Source organism: Bacillus sp. WC2503 (assembly GCF_052682895.1).
The window spans coordinates 3,346,233-3,362,309 of the sequence record NZ_JBQYMD010000001.1 but is presented as its reverse complement, the minus strand read 5'-3'; the positions used below and the strand labels follow the sequence as shown (position 1 = coordinate 3,362,309).

Annotated in this window: 19 protein-coding genes; 13 read left to right on the top strand and 6 right to left on the bottom strand. The window is 35.9% G+C overall.

Features of this window, described 5'->3' with window-relative positions:
• Positions 1-83: 83 nt before the first annotated feature.
• The gene (locus ACUN26_RS17140; RefSeq protein ID WP_000201332.1) at positions 84-947 is read left to right on the top strand and encodes a LacI family DNA-binding transcriptional regulator; all 864 of its coding nucleotides are present in this window, start codon (positions 84-86) and stop codon (positions 945-947) included.
• Positions 948-970: 23 nt separating this feature from the next.
• Here the strand turns inward: ACUN26_RS17140 and ACUN26_RS17135 are convergent, their stop codons facing one another.
• Positions 971-2,290 (bottom strand): Na+/H+ antiporter family protein, encoded by a 1,320-nt coding sequence (locus ACUN26_RS17135; protein ID WP_445540883.1) that lies wholly within the window; start codon positions 2,288-2,290, stop codon positions 971-973.
• A gap of 133 nt (positions 2,291-2,423) precedes the next feature.
• Positions 2,424-3,422 (bottom strand): alpha/beta fold hydrolase, encoded by a 999-nt coding sequence (locus ACUN26_RS17130; RefSeq protein WP_000898945.1) that lies wholly within the window; start codon positions 3,420-3,422, stop codon positions 2,424-2,426.
• Between the two features lie 122 nt (positions 3,423-3,544).
• Here ACUN26_RS17130 and ACUN26_RS17125 point away from each other — a divergent pair, with 122 nt between their 5' ends.
• Positions 3,545-4,021 carry a ribbon-helix-helix domain-containing protein gene (locus ACUN26_RS17125; RefSeq protein WP_000151924.1) on the top strand — a complete coding sequence of 159 codons (477 nt, stop codon included), beginning with the start codon at positions 3,545-3,547 and terminating at the stop codon, positions 4,019-4,021.
• Between the two features lie 129 nt (positions 4,022-4,150).
• Here the strand turns inward: ACUN26_RS17125 and ACUN26_RS17120 are convergent, their stop codons facing one another.
• The gene (locus tag ACUN26_RS17120; protein WP_000265571.1) at positions 4,151-5,740 is read right to left on the bottom strand and encodes a bifunctional metallophosphatase/5'-nucleotidase; all 1,590 of its coding nucleotides are present in this window, start codon (positions 5,738-5,740) and stop codon (positions 4,151-4,153) included.
• Between the two features lie 201 nt (positions 5,741-5,941).
• On the opposite strand from ACUN26_RS17120, the gene ACUN26_RS17115 reads away from it, so the two are divergent.
• The 3 genes from ACUN26_RS17115 (at position 5,942) to ACUN26_RS17105 (ending at position 7,747) form a co-directional block, all read left to right on the top strand.
• A complete protein-coding gene (locus ACUN26_RS17115) occupies positions 5,942-6,205 on the top strand; it encodes a YqkE family protein (RefSeq protein ID WP_000727568.1) in 264 nt (87 codons plus the stop codon).
• A 68-nt stretch (positions 6,206-6,273) separates the two neighbouring features.
• Positions 6,274-6,798: a GrpB family protein gene (locus ACUN26_RS17110; RefSeq protein ID WP_001227193.1), complete on the top strand. Its 525-nt coding sequence runs from the start codon at positions 6,274-6,276 to the stop codon at positions 6,796-6,798.
• Between the two features lie 121 nt (positions 6,799-6,919).
• Positions 6,920-7,747 (top strand): aldo/keto reductase, encoded by an 828-nt coding sequence (locus tag ACUN26_RS17105; RefSeq protein WP_000547982.1) that lies wholly within the window; start codon positions 6,920-6,922, stop codon positions 7,745-7,747.
• Positions 7,748-7,812: 65 nt separating this feature from the next.
• Here the strand turns inward: ACUN26_RS17105 and ACUN26_RS17100 are convergent, their stop codons facing one another.
• Entirely contained in the window at positions 7,813-8,727 is a 915-nt protein-coding gene (locus tag ACUN26_RS17100; RefSeq protein WP_000747221.1) for an aldo/keto reductase, read from the bottom strand.
• 53 nt (positions 8,728-8,780) lie between these two features.
• Positions 8,781-8,909, bottom strand: coding sequence for a Z-ring formation inhibitor MciZ (gene mciZ / locus ACUN26_RS17095; RefSeq protein WP_000870289.1), 129 nt, complete (start codon positions 8,907-8,909; stop codon positions 8,781-8,783).
• 74 nt (positions 8,910-8,983) lie between these two features.
• On the opposite strand from mciZ, the gene ACUN26_RS17090 reads away from it, so the two are divergent.
• Positions 8,984-9,523, top strand: a complete 540-nt coding sequence (locus ACUN26_RS17090; protein ID WP_000067046.1) for an NUDIX domain-containing protein — start codon at positions 8,984-8,986, stop codon at positions 9,521-9,523.
• Positions 9,524-9,548: 25 nt separating this feature from the next.
• Here the strand turns inward: ACUN26_RS17090 and ACUN26_RS17085 are convergent, their stop codons facing one another.
• Positions 9,549-10,100: a GNAT family N-acetyltransferase gene (locus tag ACUN26_RS17085; RefSeq protein WP_000803486.1), complete on the bottom strand. Its 552-nt coding sequence runs from the start codon at positions 10,098-10,100 to the stop codon at positions 9,549-9,551.
• Between the two features lie 126 nt (positions 10,101-10,226).
• On the opposite strand from ACUN26_RS17085, the gene spoIIM reads away from it, so the two are divergent.
• From spoIIM to ACUN26_RS17050, 7 genes are all read left to right on the top strand, one after another.
• On the top strand, positions 10,227-10,874 hold the full coding sequence (gene spoIIM / locus ACUN26_RS17080) for a stage II sporulation protein M (protein ID WP_000269108.1): 648 nt from the start codon (positions 10,227-10,229) through the stop codon (positions 10,872-10,874).
• A 106-nt stretch (positions 10,875-10,980) separates the two neighbouring features.
• Positions 10,981-11,436: a ferric iron uptake transcriptional regulator gene (fur, locus tag ACUN26_RS17075; protein WP_000392657.1), complete on the top strand. Its 456-nt coding sequence runs from the start codon at positions 10,981-10,983 to the stop codon at positions 11,434-11,436.
• Positions 11,437-11,539: 103 nt separating this feature from the next.
• Complete coding sequence (locus ACUN26_RS17070) at positions 11,540-11,770, top strand: YqzK family protein (RefSeq protein WP_001250432.1); 231 nt, start codon at positions 11,540-11,542, stop codon at positions 11,768-11,770.
• Positions 11,771-11,776: 6 nt separating this feature from the next.
• Positions 11,777-12,667 (top strand): site-specific tyrosine recombinase XerD, encoded by an 891-nt coding sequence (xerD, locus tag ACUN26_RS17065; protein ID WP_000390076.1) that lies wholly within the window; start codon positions 11,777-11,779, stop codon positions 12,665-12,667.
• Positions 12,668-12,961: 294 nt separating this feature from the next.
• Positions 12,962-13,690 carry a FixH family protein gene (locus ACUN26_RS17060; protein ID WP_016109062.1) on the top strand — a complete coding sequence of 243 codons (729 nt, stop codon included), beginning with the start codon at positions 12,962-12,964 and terminating at the stop codon, positions 13,688-13,690.
• 364 nt (positions 13,691-14,054) lie between these two features.
• Complete coding sequence (gene deoB / locus ACUN26_RS17055; protein ID WP_001046072.1) at positions 14,055-15,239, top strand: phosphopentomutase; 1,185 nt, start codon at positions 14,055-14,057, stop codon at positions 15,237-15,239.
• A 12-nt stretch (positions 15,240-15,251) separates the two neighbouring features.
• On the top strand, positions 15,252-16,073 hold the full coding sequence (locus ACUN26_RS17050; protein WP_001078444.1) for a purine-nucleoside phosphorylase: 822 nt from the start codon (positions 15,252-15,254) through the stop codon (positions 16,071-16,073).
• The last annotated feature ends 4 nt before the right edge of the window (positions 16,074-16,077 follow it).

Here is a 16,077-nt window from a genome sequence, read left to right as displayed (position 1 = left end):
AATATAAGTTATTAATCTTGACGAATACTGTAATTTAAGTTACCTTAAAATTGTAATCTATTACCATATTAAGGGGTGACGATGTGGCAACTATACGTGATGTTGCAAAATTGGCAGGTGTTTCAGTCGCAACCGTTTCACGAGTTATTAATGAAAAAGGATACGTTCATGACGAAACAGTAAAACAAGTAAAGGAAGCAATTGAGGAATTACGTTATAGGCCAAACAGTGCAGCAAAGCCATTATTTAAAGAGAATTCAACAATCATTGCATTACTTGTAGAGAATTTATGTAACCCATTAAACATCACTTTGCTACATTGTATTGAGGAAATAGCATATAAAGAAGGCTATCAAATAATCGTTTGTAATATAGAGAATAAAGATAGATACATACATATGTTGAAGCAAAATAACGTTGCAGGTGTTATTTTGACAAAATCAGTTTTTAAAAGTCTAGGGAAAATCGAATTCCCATTTGTTGTGATGGAGGAAAAACAACCTCTTACAAATCATTATGAAAGTGGACAGAGGGCTGTTTCTTTATTAAAAGAGAAAGCATGTCACTTTCTTGCTTATTTCGGTGAGGGGGAAGAAAGTGAAGAAATGGAAGAGCGTATATCAGGATTTTTAGACGCTGTTTGGGATGAAGGGATCTCTTATCGAGAAGCATGTGTACAAAGGTATACGAATAAACAGTTTATTACATTATTGCAAACTCATCCGTATATAGATGGAATTGTAGCTTCAAGTGATAAGGTTGCTACCGAGTTAATTCGAGCAGCCAAATTTCTAAATATACATATACCAGAAAAATTAAAAATTATTGGACCGAATGGGAGTATCGAGAGTGAATGGATAGGTCCATCACTACCAGCAATTGAAAATTACGTCGAAGAAGAAGCGAAAATAGCTTTTCAACAATTAAAAGGGAAAATGAAAAAGTAAAAGGTGCGTTTTATACGCACCTTTTACAATGTAATTGCGGCAATAAAGCCAAATATAAGTAACGGTATATTATAATGCAGAAAAGTCGGTACACATGTATCCCATATATGATGGTGTTGACCGTCAGCGTTTAAACCTGATGTTGGTCCAAGTGTACTATCAGATGCTGGAGATCCTGCATCACCTAGCGCTCCTGCTGTACCGATAATTGCAATTGTAGCCATTGGACTAAATCCAAGCTGAATGCAAAGGGGTACAAAAATTGTTGTTAAGATAGGGATGGTTGAAAAGGATGAACCAATTCCCATCGTAACGAGAAGTCCGATAACGAGCATAAGAAATGCAGCAAGCGGTTTGTTATTTCCGATGAAATGTGCACTCGTTTGCACAAGTGATTCAACATGTCCTGTTTTTCGAAGAACAGCGCCAAATCCAGCGGCAGAAATCATAACAAATCCGATAAAGGACATCATACGCATTCCACTTGTTAATATTGCATCTGCTTCTTTAAGGGGGAGACTACCACTAATTGATAAGACAATAATCCCCGCCAAGGCACCGAAAATCATTGATTCTGTTGCTAATTGAACAGTTAATGTAGCTGTGATAGATAATAATCCGAAAGTGATGCTTCGCTTTGTATAGGGAACGATTTCACTTTCGGCGGTATGAATTTGTTCTGTTTCATATGTACGAGGTTTTCGGTACGTAATGAATACCGCTACACATAATCCGATAATCATTCCGATTGCTGGAATAGTCATCGCTTTTGGGATAAGCGCGACATCAAATGTAAGGCCGCTTTGGGCAGCACTTGTTTGCAATACGTCATGATAAATTTTTCCGAATCCTGCAGGGATCCACATATAAGGTGTAATTAACCCGAATGTAATAATACATGTGACAAGTCTACGATCTACTTTCAGCTCGTTTAATACTTTTAAAAGTGCAGGAATTAAGATTGGGATGAAAGCGATATGAACAGGGATAACATTTTGTGAGAAACAAGCCATTGTTAAAATGATGAATAAAATCAGTATTTTAGAATAAACTTGTTTTTTTGTGTCTTGTTCGTTGCCAATCCATTTTAATGCGGTTTGAATCATGGCATCTGGAAGTCCTGTTTTAGAAAGAGAAATAGCGAAACCGCCAAGCATTGCATAGCTTAATGCGATAGGGGCACTGTTTCCAAGACCAGTTGTAAAAGTGTTAATTGTTTCTGAAATACCGAGTCCGCCGATAAGTCCGCCTGTTAGAGCTCCAATAATAATGGCGACAATGACTTGGACACGTAACAAACTAAGCAATAGCATGACTGCTACTGCGACGAGTACAGCGTTCATAATAGATATAATCTCCCTAATTTTTATTCTGTTAAGGCAAGTGAATATGAAGCAGTTTGCTATATTTATACATAATACTTGCGACATATTATTATAAAATGTTTTCTATGAAATGTAAAAGAGCCTTTTGTATTTAATGATGAAAAGATAGCTCTTGTTTGATGGATTGTAAAGAATTAGCAAATAGTTCTGGTTCTTCTAGATCAGGAGAATGTGCTGAATTTGGAAACCAAATCATTTTCTTTATGGGTGCTTCAATAACATCACAATATTCTTGAACGAGTGCATACGGAGTTTGATAATCATAGCGACCAGAACAAAAATATACCGGAATAGATAAACTTGAAATAGACGAAAAAAAATCGATTGTCAGCATTTCTTCCCATAAAACGCCAGATTTTAAATTTCCTGCGAGAAACTTGAACCAATCTAATAGCGTATACTCAGGAGAAAAGAAACCTTTTCGTATGAAAGAAAAGGAAGATCCGTTTTGGATTGCGCCTCCAAATGTGCCAAGCCACTTTCTTTGAATAATAAGACGTCTCGTATCTAAAAATGGTGGTTTGCCTAATTTTAAAAGGGAAGCTAATGCTTTTTTATGATCATGTTTTTTGGCAGAATGAATTAAATGTTGATATAGCAATTCTTCATTTTGTTTCATATGTACAATTTGCCCTATACCGATGTAAGCCTCGATATATTTTGGATATTGATGTGCTATGTTAAGCCCAATAATACTTCCCCAAGAATGACCAGCGAGAAATAGTTTTTGTTTGTTGAACCTTTTAAGTACATATTGAATCACTTCTTTTGCATCGGAAACGAATTGTTCGATTGTGAAATTTGCTCCGAAATCTTTCATTGAAAAGGATTTACCTGCCCCGCGTTGATCCCAATTAATAACGATAAAGTGCTTCTCTAATTCTTTTTGGAAATGGCGAATAAATCCGATTTGTGCCATGCCAGGTCCGCCGTGACAGCATAATAAAATAGGCTGTTCTACGTTTTGACCACGCATGAGGAGGAATTGTTTTCGGTTGTTAATCATAACGCTTTCCATCGTAGCAATACTATTAGGAATGAGTTGTTTATTTTCATTATAGAACTGTGGGGTACAGCTACGAAAAAGCATATTGAAAACCTCCTTTTCTGAAATCGTATGAATCGCACAGGCTATTTATTTTGCATATACTGTTAGAAAATCATTGTAACATACCATGCTAGTGTCATTTCAACATGGGAGGAGGGGAAATTGTGACGATTGGAGAAATTATAGATTGTTTAAATAGGCGTGAATCCATCGCTATTATAGCAAAGCGCCTTGAAATAAGTCCGTATACATTATCGAAGAAATTAAGGTGGATTGGATACGAGTATGATGGAGAACGGAAGAAACGTATTTTTGTAGGAGATGGAGAAGAACCACGTCACTTACAACTCCAAGAAGCGACCGCCCTTCAATATGCGAAAACAGATTATCAAGTATTAATTTATGAGCAATTACAAAGCATTTATGAATTATTAAGAAAGAGAGAAGAAGTAAGTGCACCAATTATGAGTAAAAGTACAGAAAAAAAGAAACGTACCTTCTCTATTAATAAAGAAATATTAGCAAGATTAGACATCATATCAGAATCAAAAGGGATTCAAAAATCTAAACTTGTAGAAGAGGCATTACAACAATTTTTACAGCAATATGACTTTAACAACACATCACATTTTGATAATTGAAGAAAAGGATACTGTGTTCATTATAAGAACGAGTATCCTTTTCTTTGTTTCATGTATATTACGGCTAGAATAAAGGATAAGTGCATATCCTTTGCAATGAAAAGTACAGAGTGCTTATTTCGAGCGTACTTAATTTATTTTTTGAATTCTACCATCAATAGTTGGTTGAATTGGCTCTTTTACTTGCTTTACATAATCGACTAGTGCTTCAAAGTCATTTGGACCAGTCTCTGCATTTTTACCATTTTTAAATGATACGAATCCATCACCACCAGAAGCTAAGAAAGCATTTGCAACTACGCTATACGTTTTAGATGGAGATAATTCTTCTCCATTTGTTAAGCGTATATTCGTAACCTTTTCACCGTTTGGTTTGCTTGCATCCCAAGTATATTGAATACCTGAAATTTGCAGCATTCTCGTTGTTCCTTTTTGCCATTGTTGATTTAAAATATCACGAATATCTTGACCTGTTAAATCTGCTTTAATTAACTGATTTCCAAAAGGTTGAATGCCGTACAATTCGCCCCATGTAATATCACCAGCGTCTAAGTCATTACGAATCCCACCAGGATTCATAAGTGCGATTTGAGTTTGCATCGTTTGGCGCTGTGCATCGGCAACTAAATTTCCAAGTGTAGATTCACCAGCATCGTTTTGTTTACGGTCAATAGGTGCTGTAGATTTTCCGACTACTTCATTTACAAGAGGTGCGATTTTTTCTTTATATTGATCTAACTTTTGTTTTACTTGTTTATCAGGTTCGACACCTTCATGGTATGTTGTAACAACTTCAGCTTTTTTCTTTACGATATCTTTTGTTTTACGGTCAATTGTTACATCTACGTCTGAGAAAGCCATCCCGTAAGAGTTCGCTTGTACGATAAGTTTATTATTAACAGTACCATTTACATACGTATGACTATGCCCACCGAAAATAACATCAACTTCTGGATCAGCTTCATTTGCAATTCGGTTAAGGTCGCCATTTGTTATACCAGACTCATCTGTCGTTCCGCCAACATGTGCAAGGACGACGATGGATTTAACACCGAGACGCTTTAATTGTTGCGTTGATTTATTAATCGCTTCCACTTCGTCAGTGATCTGTACATTTTTAAGCATAGTAGGCATAACGACATTTGGTGTATCAGTTGTAACGACACCGATGAATCCTACAGGAACACCATCTACCATTTTTACAGTAAATGGTGGTAAGAATAAGCGACCAGTTGATTTGTTATAGAAGTTTGCAGCGACATAAGGGAAGTTTGCTCCTTTGAAATTCCCTGTTTTTTCGTGGTAACCACCGTAAATGAGTCGTTTCATTTCATCGATGCCTTCATCAAATTCATGGTTTCCGATTGTACCTACATCAAATTTTAAGTCATTTAAAAATTCAATCGTTGGTTCGTCTTGTAACAATGCTGAAACTGGTGGACTAGCTCCGACAATATCGCCAGCATGTACGAGAAGTGTATTAGGGTTTTGTTTTTTACGTTCTTTTAAATAAGTGGCTAAGTAATCAGCGCCACCGGCTTCTTTATTATTAATTTTTTTAACAGTATCTAGTTGTCCATGGAAATCATTAATGCCAAGCATTTGTACGTCTATGTAACGGTTTTGTTCGGCTGGAGTCTGAGATGGGGGAGCGGCGAATACACTTGAAAAAGTAATGGTGCTTAAAACTGCGACAGCGGGAATAATTTTTTTCCACATAATTCATTTCTCCTTTTTTTATAATCTGACATCATACGACATAATTTTAATAGATTCATAGGATTATATCTATATAAAAATTTAGTTTTTTTTTAAAATTAACAAATTTACAAATAATGAATAATAGAGTAATGAACCTTTTTTATTGTCGATTTCAGCATGTATCCTCTATAATGGAGAAAAAAGTAAAAGGTGAGCGGTATGAAGAAAAAGAAACAAAGGCAAGTGCAAAGACAATCTCAAATGAACCAACCGAAGAAAGAATCACTTACATTAGGTGATCAATTAAATGATTCACTTATGCAGCAATTAAAGAATAAGAAGAAAGAGTTGCAAGTGAGAGAAGAGAAAAAAGAGGCAGCAGAACTGGAAAGAAAGCGTCAAGAGCAAAAAGAACGTGAAAAGAATAAATCATTTGAAGAACTGTTAAGTGAAAGTAATCTTACTTGGAAAGACTTTAAATAATAACGAAAATGATCAGTGTATATCGCTGGTCATTTTTTTGACGAGCTTGTAAGAAAAGGGGAGTTAAAATGAGAAAAATTGTAGTCGTACCATATGAAAATCATTGGATTGAAAAATTTCAAATGGAAGCCGAAAGATTGAAGTCTGTGCTGCCAGAAACAGTGGAGATTCATCATATTGGCAGTACATCAGTGCCAGGACTAGCAGCTAAACCTATTATCGATATGATTATGGAGGTAGAAAGTATCGATCGTGTAGATCGTTGGAATGAAAGATTTAAAGAGCTTGGTTACATCGTAAAAGGAGAAAATGGTATTTCAAGACGCCGTTATTTTATTCATGGAACGGAGGAAAAACGCTCGTATCACTTACACGTGTTTGAAAAAGGAAATCCTGAGATAGTAAGGCATTTAGCGTTTCGTGATTATATGATGGCGCATTGTGAAGAAGCAAAGGCGTATGCAGTTTTAAAGAGAGAATTAGCCGAAAAATATACATATGATGGCACGTTATATACGGAAGGGAAAAACGAGTTTGTACGTAATATTGATGAAAAAGCAAAAGAATGGAGAAAAGGAAACGTAAATAATTGAGTTCGTATTTTTAGTGTATAAAATTATTATGTCAACTATACGTATATTTTGACTTTTTGGATGAATCTTGTTGAAATAAAGTAGTGGTTTATAAAATGTAACAATGAAAGGGAGAACGACTGTGCATATTCCAACAACTACACTTCATAATGGCGTGAAAATGCCGATGATTGGTCTAGGCGTCTATAAAGCGAAAGAAGGCGACGAAGTAAAGCAAGCAGTAAAAACAGCGTTAGAAGTTGGATACCGTTCGATTGATACAGCAGCTGTATATGAAAATGAAAGCGGTGTCGGTGAGGCAGTTCGTGAATCAGGAATTCCGAGAGAAGACATATTTATTACAACAAAAGTTTGGAACGACGATCAAGGATACGAGGAGACACTCGAAGCATTTGAAAACAGCTTAAAGAAATTACAGATGGACTATGTAGATTTATATTTAATCCACTGGCCAATTAGAGGGAAGTATATTGAAACGTACCGAGCTTTAGAAAAATTGTATGAAGAAGGTAAAGTACGCGCGATTGGTGTTTCTAATTTTCATAAACATCATTTAGAACTGTTATTACCAAATTGTAAAGTGAAGCCTATGGTAAACCAAGTGGAACTTCACCCCATGTTAACACAATTTGAATTGCGTAATTTCTGTGAAGGCGAGCAAATTCAAATGGAAGCGTGGAGTCCGTTAATGAGGGGCGGCGAAGTATTCGAGCACCCAATTATTCAGGGGATTGCTAACAAATATGAAAAAACACCCGCACAAGTTATATTACGATGGGATATTCAAAGTGGGATAGTAACGATTCCTAAATCTGTGACACCATCTCGTATTCAGGCGAATTTTACTATCTTTGATTTCTCATTAACTGAAGAAGAGATGAATCAAATTAATACGTTAAATCGCAATTTACATGTAGGAACGAATCCGGACAAATATGATACGTTATAAAAAAGACTGCCTCCTAATGTTTAATGTTGGGGGCAGTCATCTGTTTTTATCAGTAAATCGATATTTTAACGGTGCAAGGCATATGAATCATGCTTAACGATTTTTTGAAGTTGTATATATTCTTCTTTTGTTACAGGTAACTGTTGGCAAGCGTGTACATTTATCTGTAATTGTTGAATAGAGCTTGCACCAGGTATAACAGCTGCAACAGTTTCGTTATGTAAGCAATAGTGAATAGCTGTTCCTGTTAAAGATTTTTCTCCGATAACTTCTTTTACACTCCCGAGTGTAGTGTTTAATTCATCGTAAGAATAAGAGAGATAGTCCTTTTCTTTTACTCTTTCTATCTTTCTTGCATTGTTGTCAGTTAAAATCCCTTTCGCAAGTGGTCCGCGGGCAATGACACTAATTTGGTGTTCATTAAGAAGTGAGAACCATTCTTCTGGACGACGATTTAAAAGGCTATATTCCATTAGTACACTAACGATATTTGAGCGTTTTGCATACTCACGGATGACATTTGGACGTATAGAAGAAATACCGTAATGGCGAATAATACCTTCTTTTTTCAATTCTTCAAAAGCTTCAATAGTTTCATCTATCGGATCTTCCAGCGTTCCGCCATGAAGTTGATAAAGGTCAATATAATCAGTTTGAAGTCTACGTAAACTTTCTTTTACTTCGGCTTTTATGTAGGCTTTAGAAGGGTCCCAAGCCCAGCCGTTTTTTTCTTCTGTCCATCGATTTCCAACCTTTGTTGTAAGAACAATTTGGTCTCGTTTTCCCTTCAATGCTTTTCCAACAAATTCTTCGTTTAATCCATAATCATATAAATCCGCTGTGTCAAAAAAATTGATTCCTAAATCGATTGCTTCATCGATAATGCGCATAGCTTCTGTTTCAGATGTGCCGAGAGACATACAGCCAAGTCCCATTTCTGTCACAAATAAATCTGAGTTTCCTAATTGACGTTTTTTCATAAGTCAACCTCCTTTCCTTTATTGTACGAAAGGGAAAAGAGGTTGACAAACGTTTACTTTTTATTCGCTGTAATCCACTCTTGTACGGTTGTATACTCTTTGCCATATTGTTTTAGTTTATGGCGAATTTGCCATGCTTTGCCGACTAACGTGATGCGATTTGGTAAAATATAAACTTTCATTTCTATCACGCTCCTTTCAATGTGGTAAAATGTATGAAGAAAGAATAGGAAATAGAACAGGGAGATGAAATAGTATGAGTAATCTTGCAGAGAGAACGGTAAAAACTGAGCCGATTTTTGATGGTAGAGTTATAAAAGTTCGTGTTGATGATGTAGTATTACCAAATGGAGAAATGAGTAAACGTGAAATCGTAAATCACCCTGGTGCAGTTGCTATTATTGCTATTACTGATGAGGGGAAAATTGTGCTTGTTGAGCAGTACCGTAAAGCGCTTGAGAAGGCGATTATTGAAATTCCTGCTGGGAAATTAGAACCTGGGGAAAAGCCAGAGGTGACAGCAGTTCGTGAATTAGAAGAAGAAACAGGATATGTATGTGAAAATATGGAGCTCATTACTTCTTTCTATACATCTCCAGGATTTGCAGATGAAATTTTATATGTATATAAAGCGACAGGTTTGACAAAAAAAGAAAATAAAGCAGCTTTAGATGAAGATGAGTTTGTGGAATTAATGGAAGTATCATTAGAAGAAGCGATTGATCTTATGAAAGACCTTCGTATCCATGATGCGAAGACGATGTTCGCTGTGCAATATTTACAATTACAAAAATAAAACACTCGCCAAAGGCGAGTGTTTTTTAATTGATTTTTGCATATACACGTGCATCACGTAAGCTACCATCTGGCGCAAGGAAATCATTTTCCATTGTACCTTCTAGAATAAATTCTAAACGTTCTGCTAAGTTACATGCATTGGCATTTGTTGCATCAGTACGAATTTCAATCCTTCTAGCACCTAGCTTATCAAAGGCAAATTGAATGGCACCTTTAACAGCTTCAGTCATATAGCCTTGTTTTGTATAAGCACTATGGAGCCAAAAATGAAGTGAAAACTTTGGAATATCCCAGTTTTCAGGCTTGAGCGTAATAGCTCCGATGAATGTACCGGATACTTTATCGTATAAGTGAAAATCAAGTGTTTCACGAAGTAAAAACTGCCCGTGAGCGTTACGAACGATTTCTTCAGCACTCTCTTCTGTTTCAGCGTCAATTGGCATCCATGGTACTAAGTCTTCTAGAGAAGCTTGGATTGCTTCATATACTTCTGCACCATCACCTGGAAACGGCTTGCGAACTTGTAAGCGTTCAGTTTGAAATAATGTTGGAAAATCTAATAATAATGGTTTCAAGAGAAATCCCTCCTATTCTCTACTTTTTAGTTTAGCAAAGTAGAGCGGAATTTCAATGTTAATTCGTCATACTTTTTTTCTTTCTTTCATACATTTTTAGTAAGAGTGTGAACGGAGGGAAGAAAAATGTGGCGAAAAACTTGGCAAAACCGCGTAATGTCTCACATACAGGAAAACTCTTCATTATATATATTTAATGCTGTTTTATTATTGATGGGAGTAATATTTGGAGCTATTCTTGTGAATAGTTTACAAATGAATCAAAAGCAAGATTTATCATTTTATTTACAACGTTTTTTTGGACAAGTTTCTAAAGGAGAATTTGCTATTGCAGGCGAAATGTTTCGAGAAAGTTACTTTTCGCAATTAAAATATATCGGCTTTATTTGGATTTTAGGGATTTCAATTATTGGGTTGCCCCTCATTTTTATTTTATTATTTGTAAAAGGAGTAGTTGTTGGATTTACAGTAGGTTTTTTAGTAAGTCAGCACGGATGGAATGGATTATTATTAGCATTTGTATCTGTATTGCCGCAAAATTTAATTATCATTCCAGTCTTTCTCGTTATGACAACAATTGCTGCAAGCTTTTCCTTACGTATGATTAGGCATCAGTTTATTAGGAAAATAACCGAGCCACTATTACCATTATTAATTCGTTATACATGCTTCTTTCTAGTGATCGGAGTGGTGTTAGCTCTTGCTTCTAGCGTTGAAGCATATGCATCACCAGTTTTAATGAAAGAAGTTGTTGAGGCTATTAACAAAAAATAAATATTTTTTGAGAATAATTATCAATTTGTTTTTATTGTTTTTCTTTTGACAGAAGCCCTTCTTCTGATATAATGGTGTAAGAGTGGCGAGGAGGGAGTAGTACCGAATGGAAGAAAGAATTGAACGAATTAAGAAGCAATTACATGCAGCGAGCTATAAATTAACACCGCAACGTGAAGCAACAGTTCGTGTGCTGCTAGAAAATGAAGAAGATCATTTAAGCGCAGAAGATGTTTACCTCCTTGTAAAAGAAAAGTCGCCAGAGATCGGATTAGCAACCGTCTATCGAACTTTAGAGTTATTATCTGAGTTAAAAGTTGTCGATAAGATTAACTTCGGAGACGGTGTTTCACGCTATGACTTACGCCAAGAAGGTGCGCAGCGTTTCCACCATCATTTGATTTGTACACAATGTGGTGCTGTACAAGAAATACAAGAAGATTTACTTGGTGAAGTGGAAAGGAAAGTAGAACGAGATTGGAGCTTTAAGGTGAAAGATCATCGTTTAACATTCCATGGGATTTGTAAAAACTGTCAAGAAAATGAAACGGATGAAAAATAACCTTTTCCTATTTATCTAGGAAGAGGTTTTTTATTTGAATAAGGTATAAATTGGTGAAAGCTTGGCATATGTTGTAATAACTTATATTTTGGAGGAATTTACAATGCGCCGAGCTTTAAAATTAACTTTTGATGGAATAAAAGTATTTTTATTATTTACAAGTTGTACGATTTTGTTTTATTTCGCTATACTATGGATAAATGAAGAATACGAAAGCTATCATCGTTATGAAAAGCCAAAAGAAGAGACTGTAGAAAAAGTATCAGGGAATGAAGAACCGGCAAAGGATGCTTTCGTAAATAGAATGATGTTTTTCTATGAAAATGGGGAGTAGTGTAGATTGGAAGATCAATTAAAAGATTTTATTCATTATATGATTGTCGAAAAGGGATTAGCGAAAAATACAGTAGTATCTTATGAACGTGATTTAAAAAGCTATGTAAAGTATTTGCAAAATGTAGAACAGATGAAAACCTTTCATGAAGTGACACGTTTGCATATTGTTAACTTTTTGCAGTATTTAAAAGAAAACGGAAAATCTTCGAAAACATTAGCACGTCATATTGCATCAATTCGTTCATTTCACCAATTTTTACTTCGTGAAAGAGCGGTAGAGCACGACCCATCAGTACATATCGAAACGCCGCAAGGAGAACGAAAGTTACCAAAAGTATTATCAATCGATGAAGTAGAGGCGTTACTGCAGACACCAAAAATGACAAGTGCTTTTGGGATTCGTGATAAGGCAATGCTAGAGTTATTGTATGCAACAGGACTTCGTGTTTCAGAATTAATTGCTTTAAATTTAGAAGATGTACATTTAACGATGGGATTTGTTCGCTGCATTGGGAAAGGGAATAAAGAAAGAATTATTCCATTAGGAAGTTTAGCGACAGAAGCGATTCAAAAGTACATTGAAAAAGGAAGAAGAGAATTGATGGGTAAAAAAGTAGTAGATGCACTATTTTTAAACCATCACGGTAATCGATTATCAAGGCAAGGTTTTTGGAAAATATTAAAACGATTAGCGAAAGAAGCGAATATTGAAAAAGAACTTACACCTCATACGTTACGTCATTCTTTTGCTACGCATTTATTAGAAAATGGGGCAGATTTACGTGCTGTACAAGAAATGCTTGGACATGCAGATATTTCAACGACGCAAATTTATACGCACGTTTCAAAAGCTAGATTAAAAGATGTATATAAACAGTTTCATCCGAGAGCATAGTTACTATGCTCTTTTTTCATAGATTAAGAAGAGTAAGCCGTTTCACAGAAACTTCACAAACATTTCGTATATTGTTTTCAGCAGAAGACTGGAATATTACAATGTATTTCCTCTATACTAAATAAAGTGAAACTTTAATCAGTGGGGTTTTTGTTCATTCCCACTGATTATTAGTTGAACCAATCGGGCTTTTACGGGCAGTTGATCTACCACCTAACTTCTTTGCTTCAGCGGAATTTTGAGGTGGGAGTCTTACTGCCCGTTAATGCGGGATAAAGTATAAAGGAGGAAATGATGATGAAAAAACTGATTATAACTTTATTTATCGCGATGCTAGCGTTGGCTGGCTGTAATACAAACAAAGAAGAACCGAAAAAAGAACAGAAACTTGAAGCTGTAAAAGTAGCAGTCCAAACAAATCCGAAAGAAATTAAACCAGGTGAAAAAACAGAAGTACAAGCACTTGTTACACAAGGAAAAGAAAAAGTAACAGATGCTGATGACGTAAAGTTTGAAATTTGGAAAACTGGTGACGAAAAACACGAGATGTTAAATGGTAAGCATAAAGGAAAAGGTGTTTATGCAGTAGAGAAAACATTCGAAACGGATGGCGTATATCATATTATCGCTCATACAAATGCACGTGAAATGCATGTAATGCCAGAAGTAAAAGTCGCTGTAGGAAACGCAAAAGTAGAAGATGCGAAAAAAGAAGAGGCACATGGTGATCATAAAAGTGACACAATGATTCATCTTATGGCTGGTGACATAAAAGCAAATGCTGAATCAACGATGAAAGTTCATTTAAAGCAAAAAGAAGAAGCGTTAACTGGTGCTGAAGTGCAACTTGAGATTTGGAAAGATGGCGTTGAAAAGCACGAATTTATTCCAGCAAAAGAAGGGAATAAAGGAGAGTATGAAAGTAAACATACTTTCAAAGAAAACGGTGCTTACAAAGTGAAAGTACATGTAAGAAAAGGCGAACTGCATGAACATAAAGAAGAAACAGTAGAAGTAAAATAAAAAGTAGCTCTTTAGAGCTACTTTTTATTTTTATATGAAGAAATAAATCATAAAATAATTAGCACTTCTTCGCCGAATGGATTACAATAGAAGTGTGAATAAAATAAGAAATTCTACGAAAATGTATTAAAAAGAAAGCGTAAACATGTTATGATATCAATATCAGATGTCTGACATCTGACTTAGAAAAAACTAGAAATGTTTTTGAGTCGTTTCAAGTAAAACGAAATAGGTTAGAGAATGATTTAAAGAAGTACTGTTTGACAATGAGAAGGAAAGAGAATTCTTATGAATAACAGTTTCACTTTATAGCGTTTTGAACATACTACAAGAAGTAGAACTGAACTTATAGGAGGTCGCAGTTATGAATAAATATAAACGTATATTCCTAGTCGTAATGGACTCTGTAGGAATCGGTGAAGCACCAGATGCTGAACAATTTGGTGATCTAGGTTCTGACACAATTGGTCACATTGCTGAACATATGAATGGATTACAAATGCCAAACATGGTGAAATTAGGTCTTGGTAACATTCGTGAAATGAAAGGTATTTCTAAAGTAGAGAAACCACTTGGATATTACACAAAGATGCAAGAAAAATCTACTGGTAAAGATACAATGACAGGACACTGGGAAATCATGGGCCTTTACATTGATACACCATTCCAAGTGTTCCCTGAAGGATTCCCGAAAGAATTACTTGATGAATTAGAAGAAAAAACAGGCCGTAAAATTATCGGTAATAAGCCAGCTTCTGGAACTGAGATTCTTGATGAACTTGGTCAAGAGCAAATGGAAACAGGCTCTTTAATTGTTTACACTTCTGCAGATAGCGTACTACAAATTGCAGCACACGAAGAAGTAGTACCACTTGATGAGTTATATGAAATTTGCAAAATTGCACGTGAATTAACACTAGATGAGAAGTACATGGTAGGTCGTGTTATCGCTCGTCCATTCGTTGGAGAACCAGGGAAATTCACACGTACACCAAATCGTCATGACTATGCATTAAAGCCATTTGGTCGCACAGTAATGAATGAATTAAAAGATAGCGATTATGATGTTATTGCTATCGGTAAAATCTCTGATATTTATGATGGTGAAGGGGTAACGGAATCACTTCGTACGAAGTCTAATATGGATGGAATGGATAAGCTTGTAGATACATTAAACATGGACTTTACAGGTCTTAGCTTCTTAAACTTAGTTGACTTTGATGCATTATTTGGTCACCGCCGTGATCCACAAGGATATGGAGAAGCACTGCAAGAATATGATGCACGTCTTCCAGAAGTATTCGAAAAACTAAAAGAAGATGATTTATTATTAATTACAGCAGACCATGGTAATGATCCAGTACATCCTGGTACTGATCATACACGTGAATATGTACCGTTATTAGCATATAGCCCAAGCATGAAAGAAGGCGGACAAGAATTACCACTTCGTCAAACATTTGCTGATATTGGTGCAACTGTAGCAGAAAACTTCGGTGTGAAAATGCCAGAATACGGAACAAGCTTCTTAAACGAGCTAAAGAAATAGGGGGATAAACAAATGAATCGTGAACTTATTACAAAATCAGCTTCATACTTAAAAGAGAAATTTCAAGAAACACCACAAGTAGGACTAATCCTTGGATCTGGACTAGGCGTATTAGCAGATGAAATCGAAAATGCGGTAACAGTGCCTTACAGCGAAATTCCTGAATTCCCAGTATCAACTGTAGAAGGACATGCAGGTCAATTAGTATTCGGTACACTTCAAGGTGTAACAGTAGTAGCAATGCAAGGACGTTTCCATTTCTACGAAGGATATGACATGCAAAAAGTAACATTCCCAGTTCGTGTTATGAAAGAGTTAGGTGTAGAAACTGTTGTTGTAACGAACGCGGCTGGTGGTGTAAATACATCGTTCGAGCCAGGTGACCTTATGTTAATTTCAGATCACATTAACTTCATGGGTACGAATCCATTAATCGGACCAAATGATTCTGAAATGGGTGTACGTTTCCCTGATATGTCTACATCATATACGACAGAACTTCGCGAAATGGCGAAACAAGTTGCAGCAGACTTAAACATTAAAGTACAAGAAGGTGTATACGTTGGAATGACAGGTCCTGTATATGAAACACCTGCTGAAATTCGTATGCTTCGTACACTTGGTGGAGATGCAGTTGGTATGTCAACAGTACCTGAAGTAATTGTAGCTCGTCATGCTGGTATGAAAGTACTAGGTATTTCTTGTATTTCAAACATGGCAGCTGGTATTTTAGATCAGCCACTTCACCATGATGAAGTAATTGAAACGACAGAACGTGTCAAAGCAAACTTCTTAGCATTAGTAAAAGCTATCGTAAAACAAATGAAGGGGTGACCTC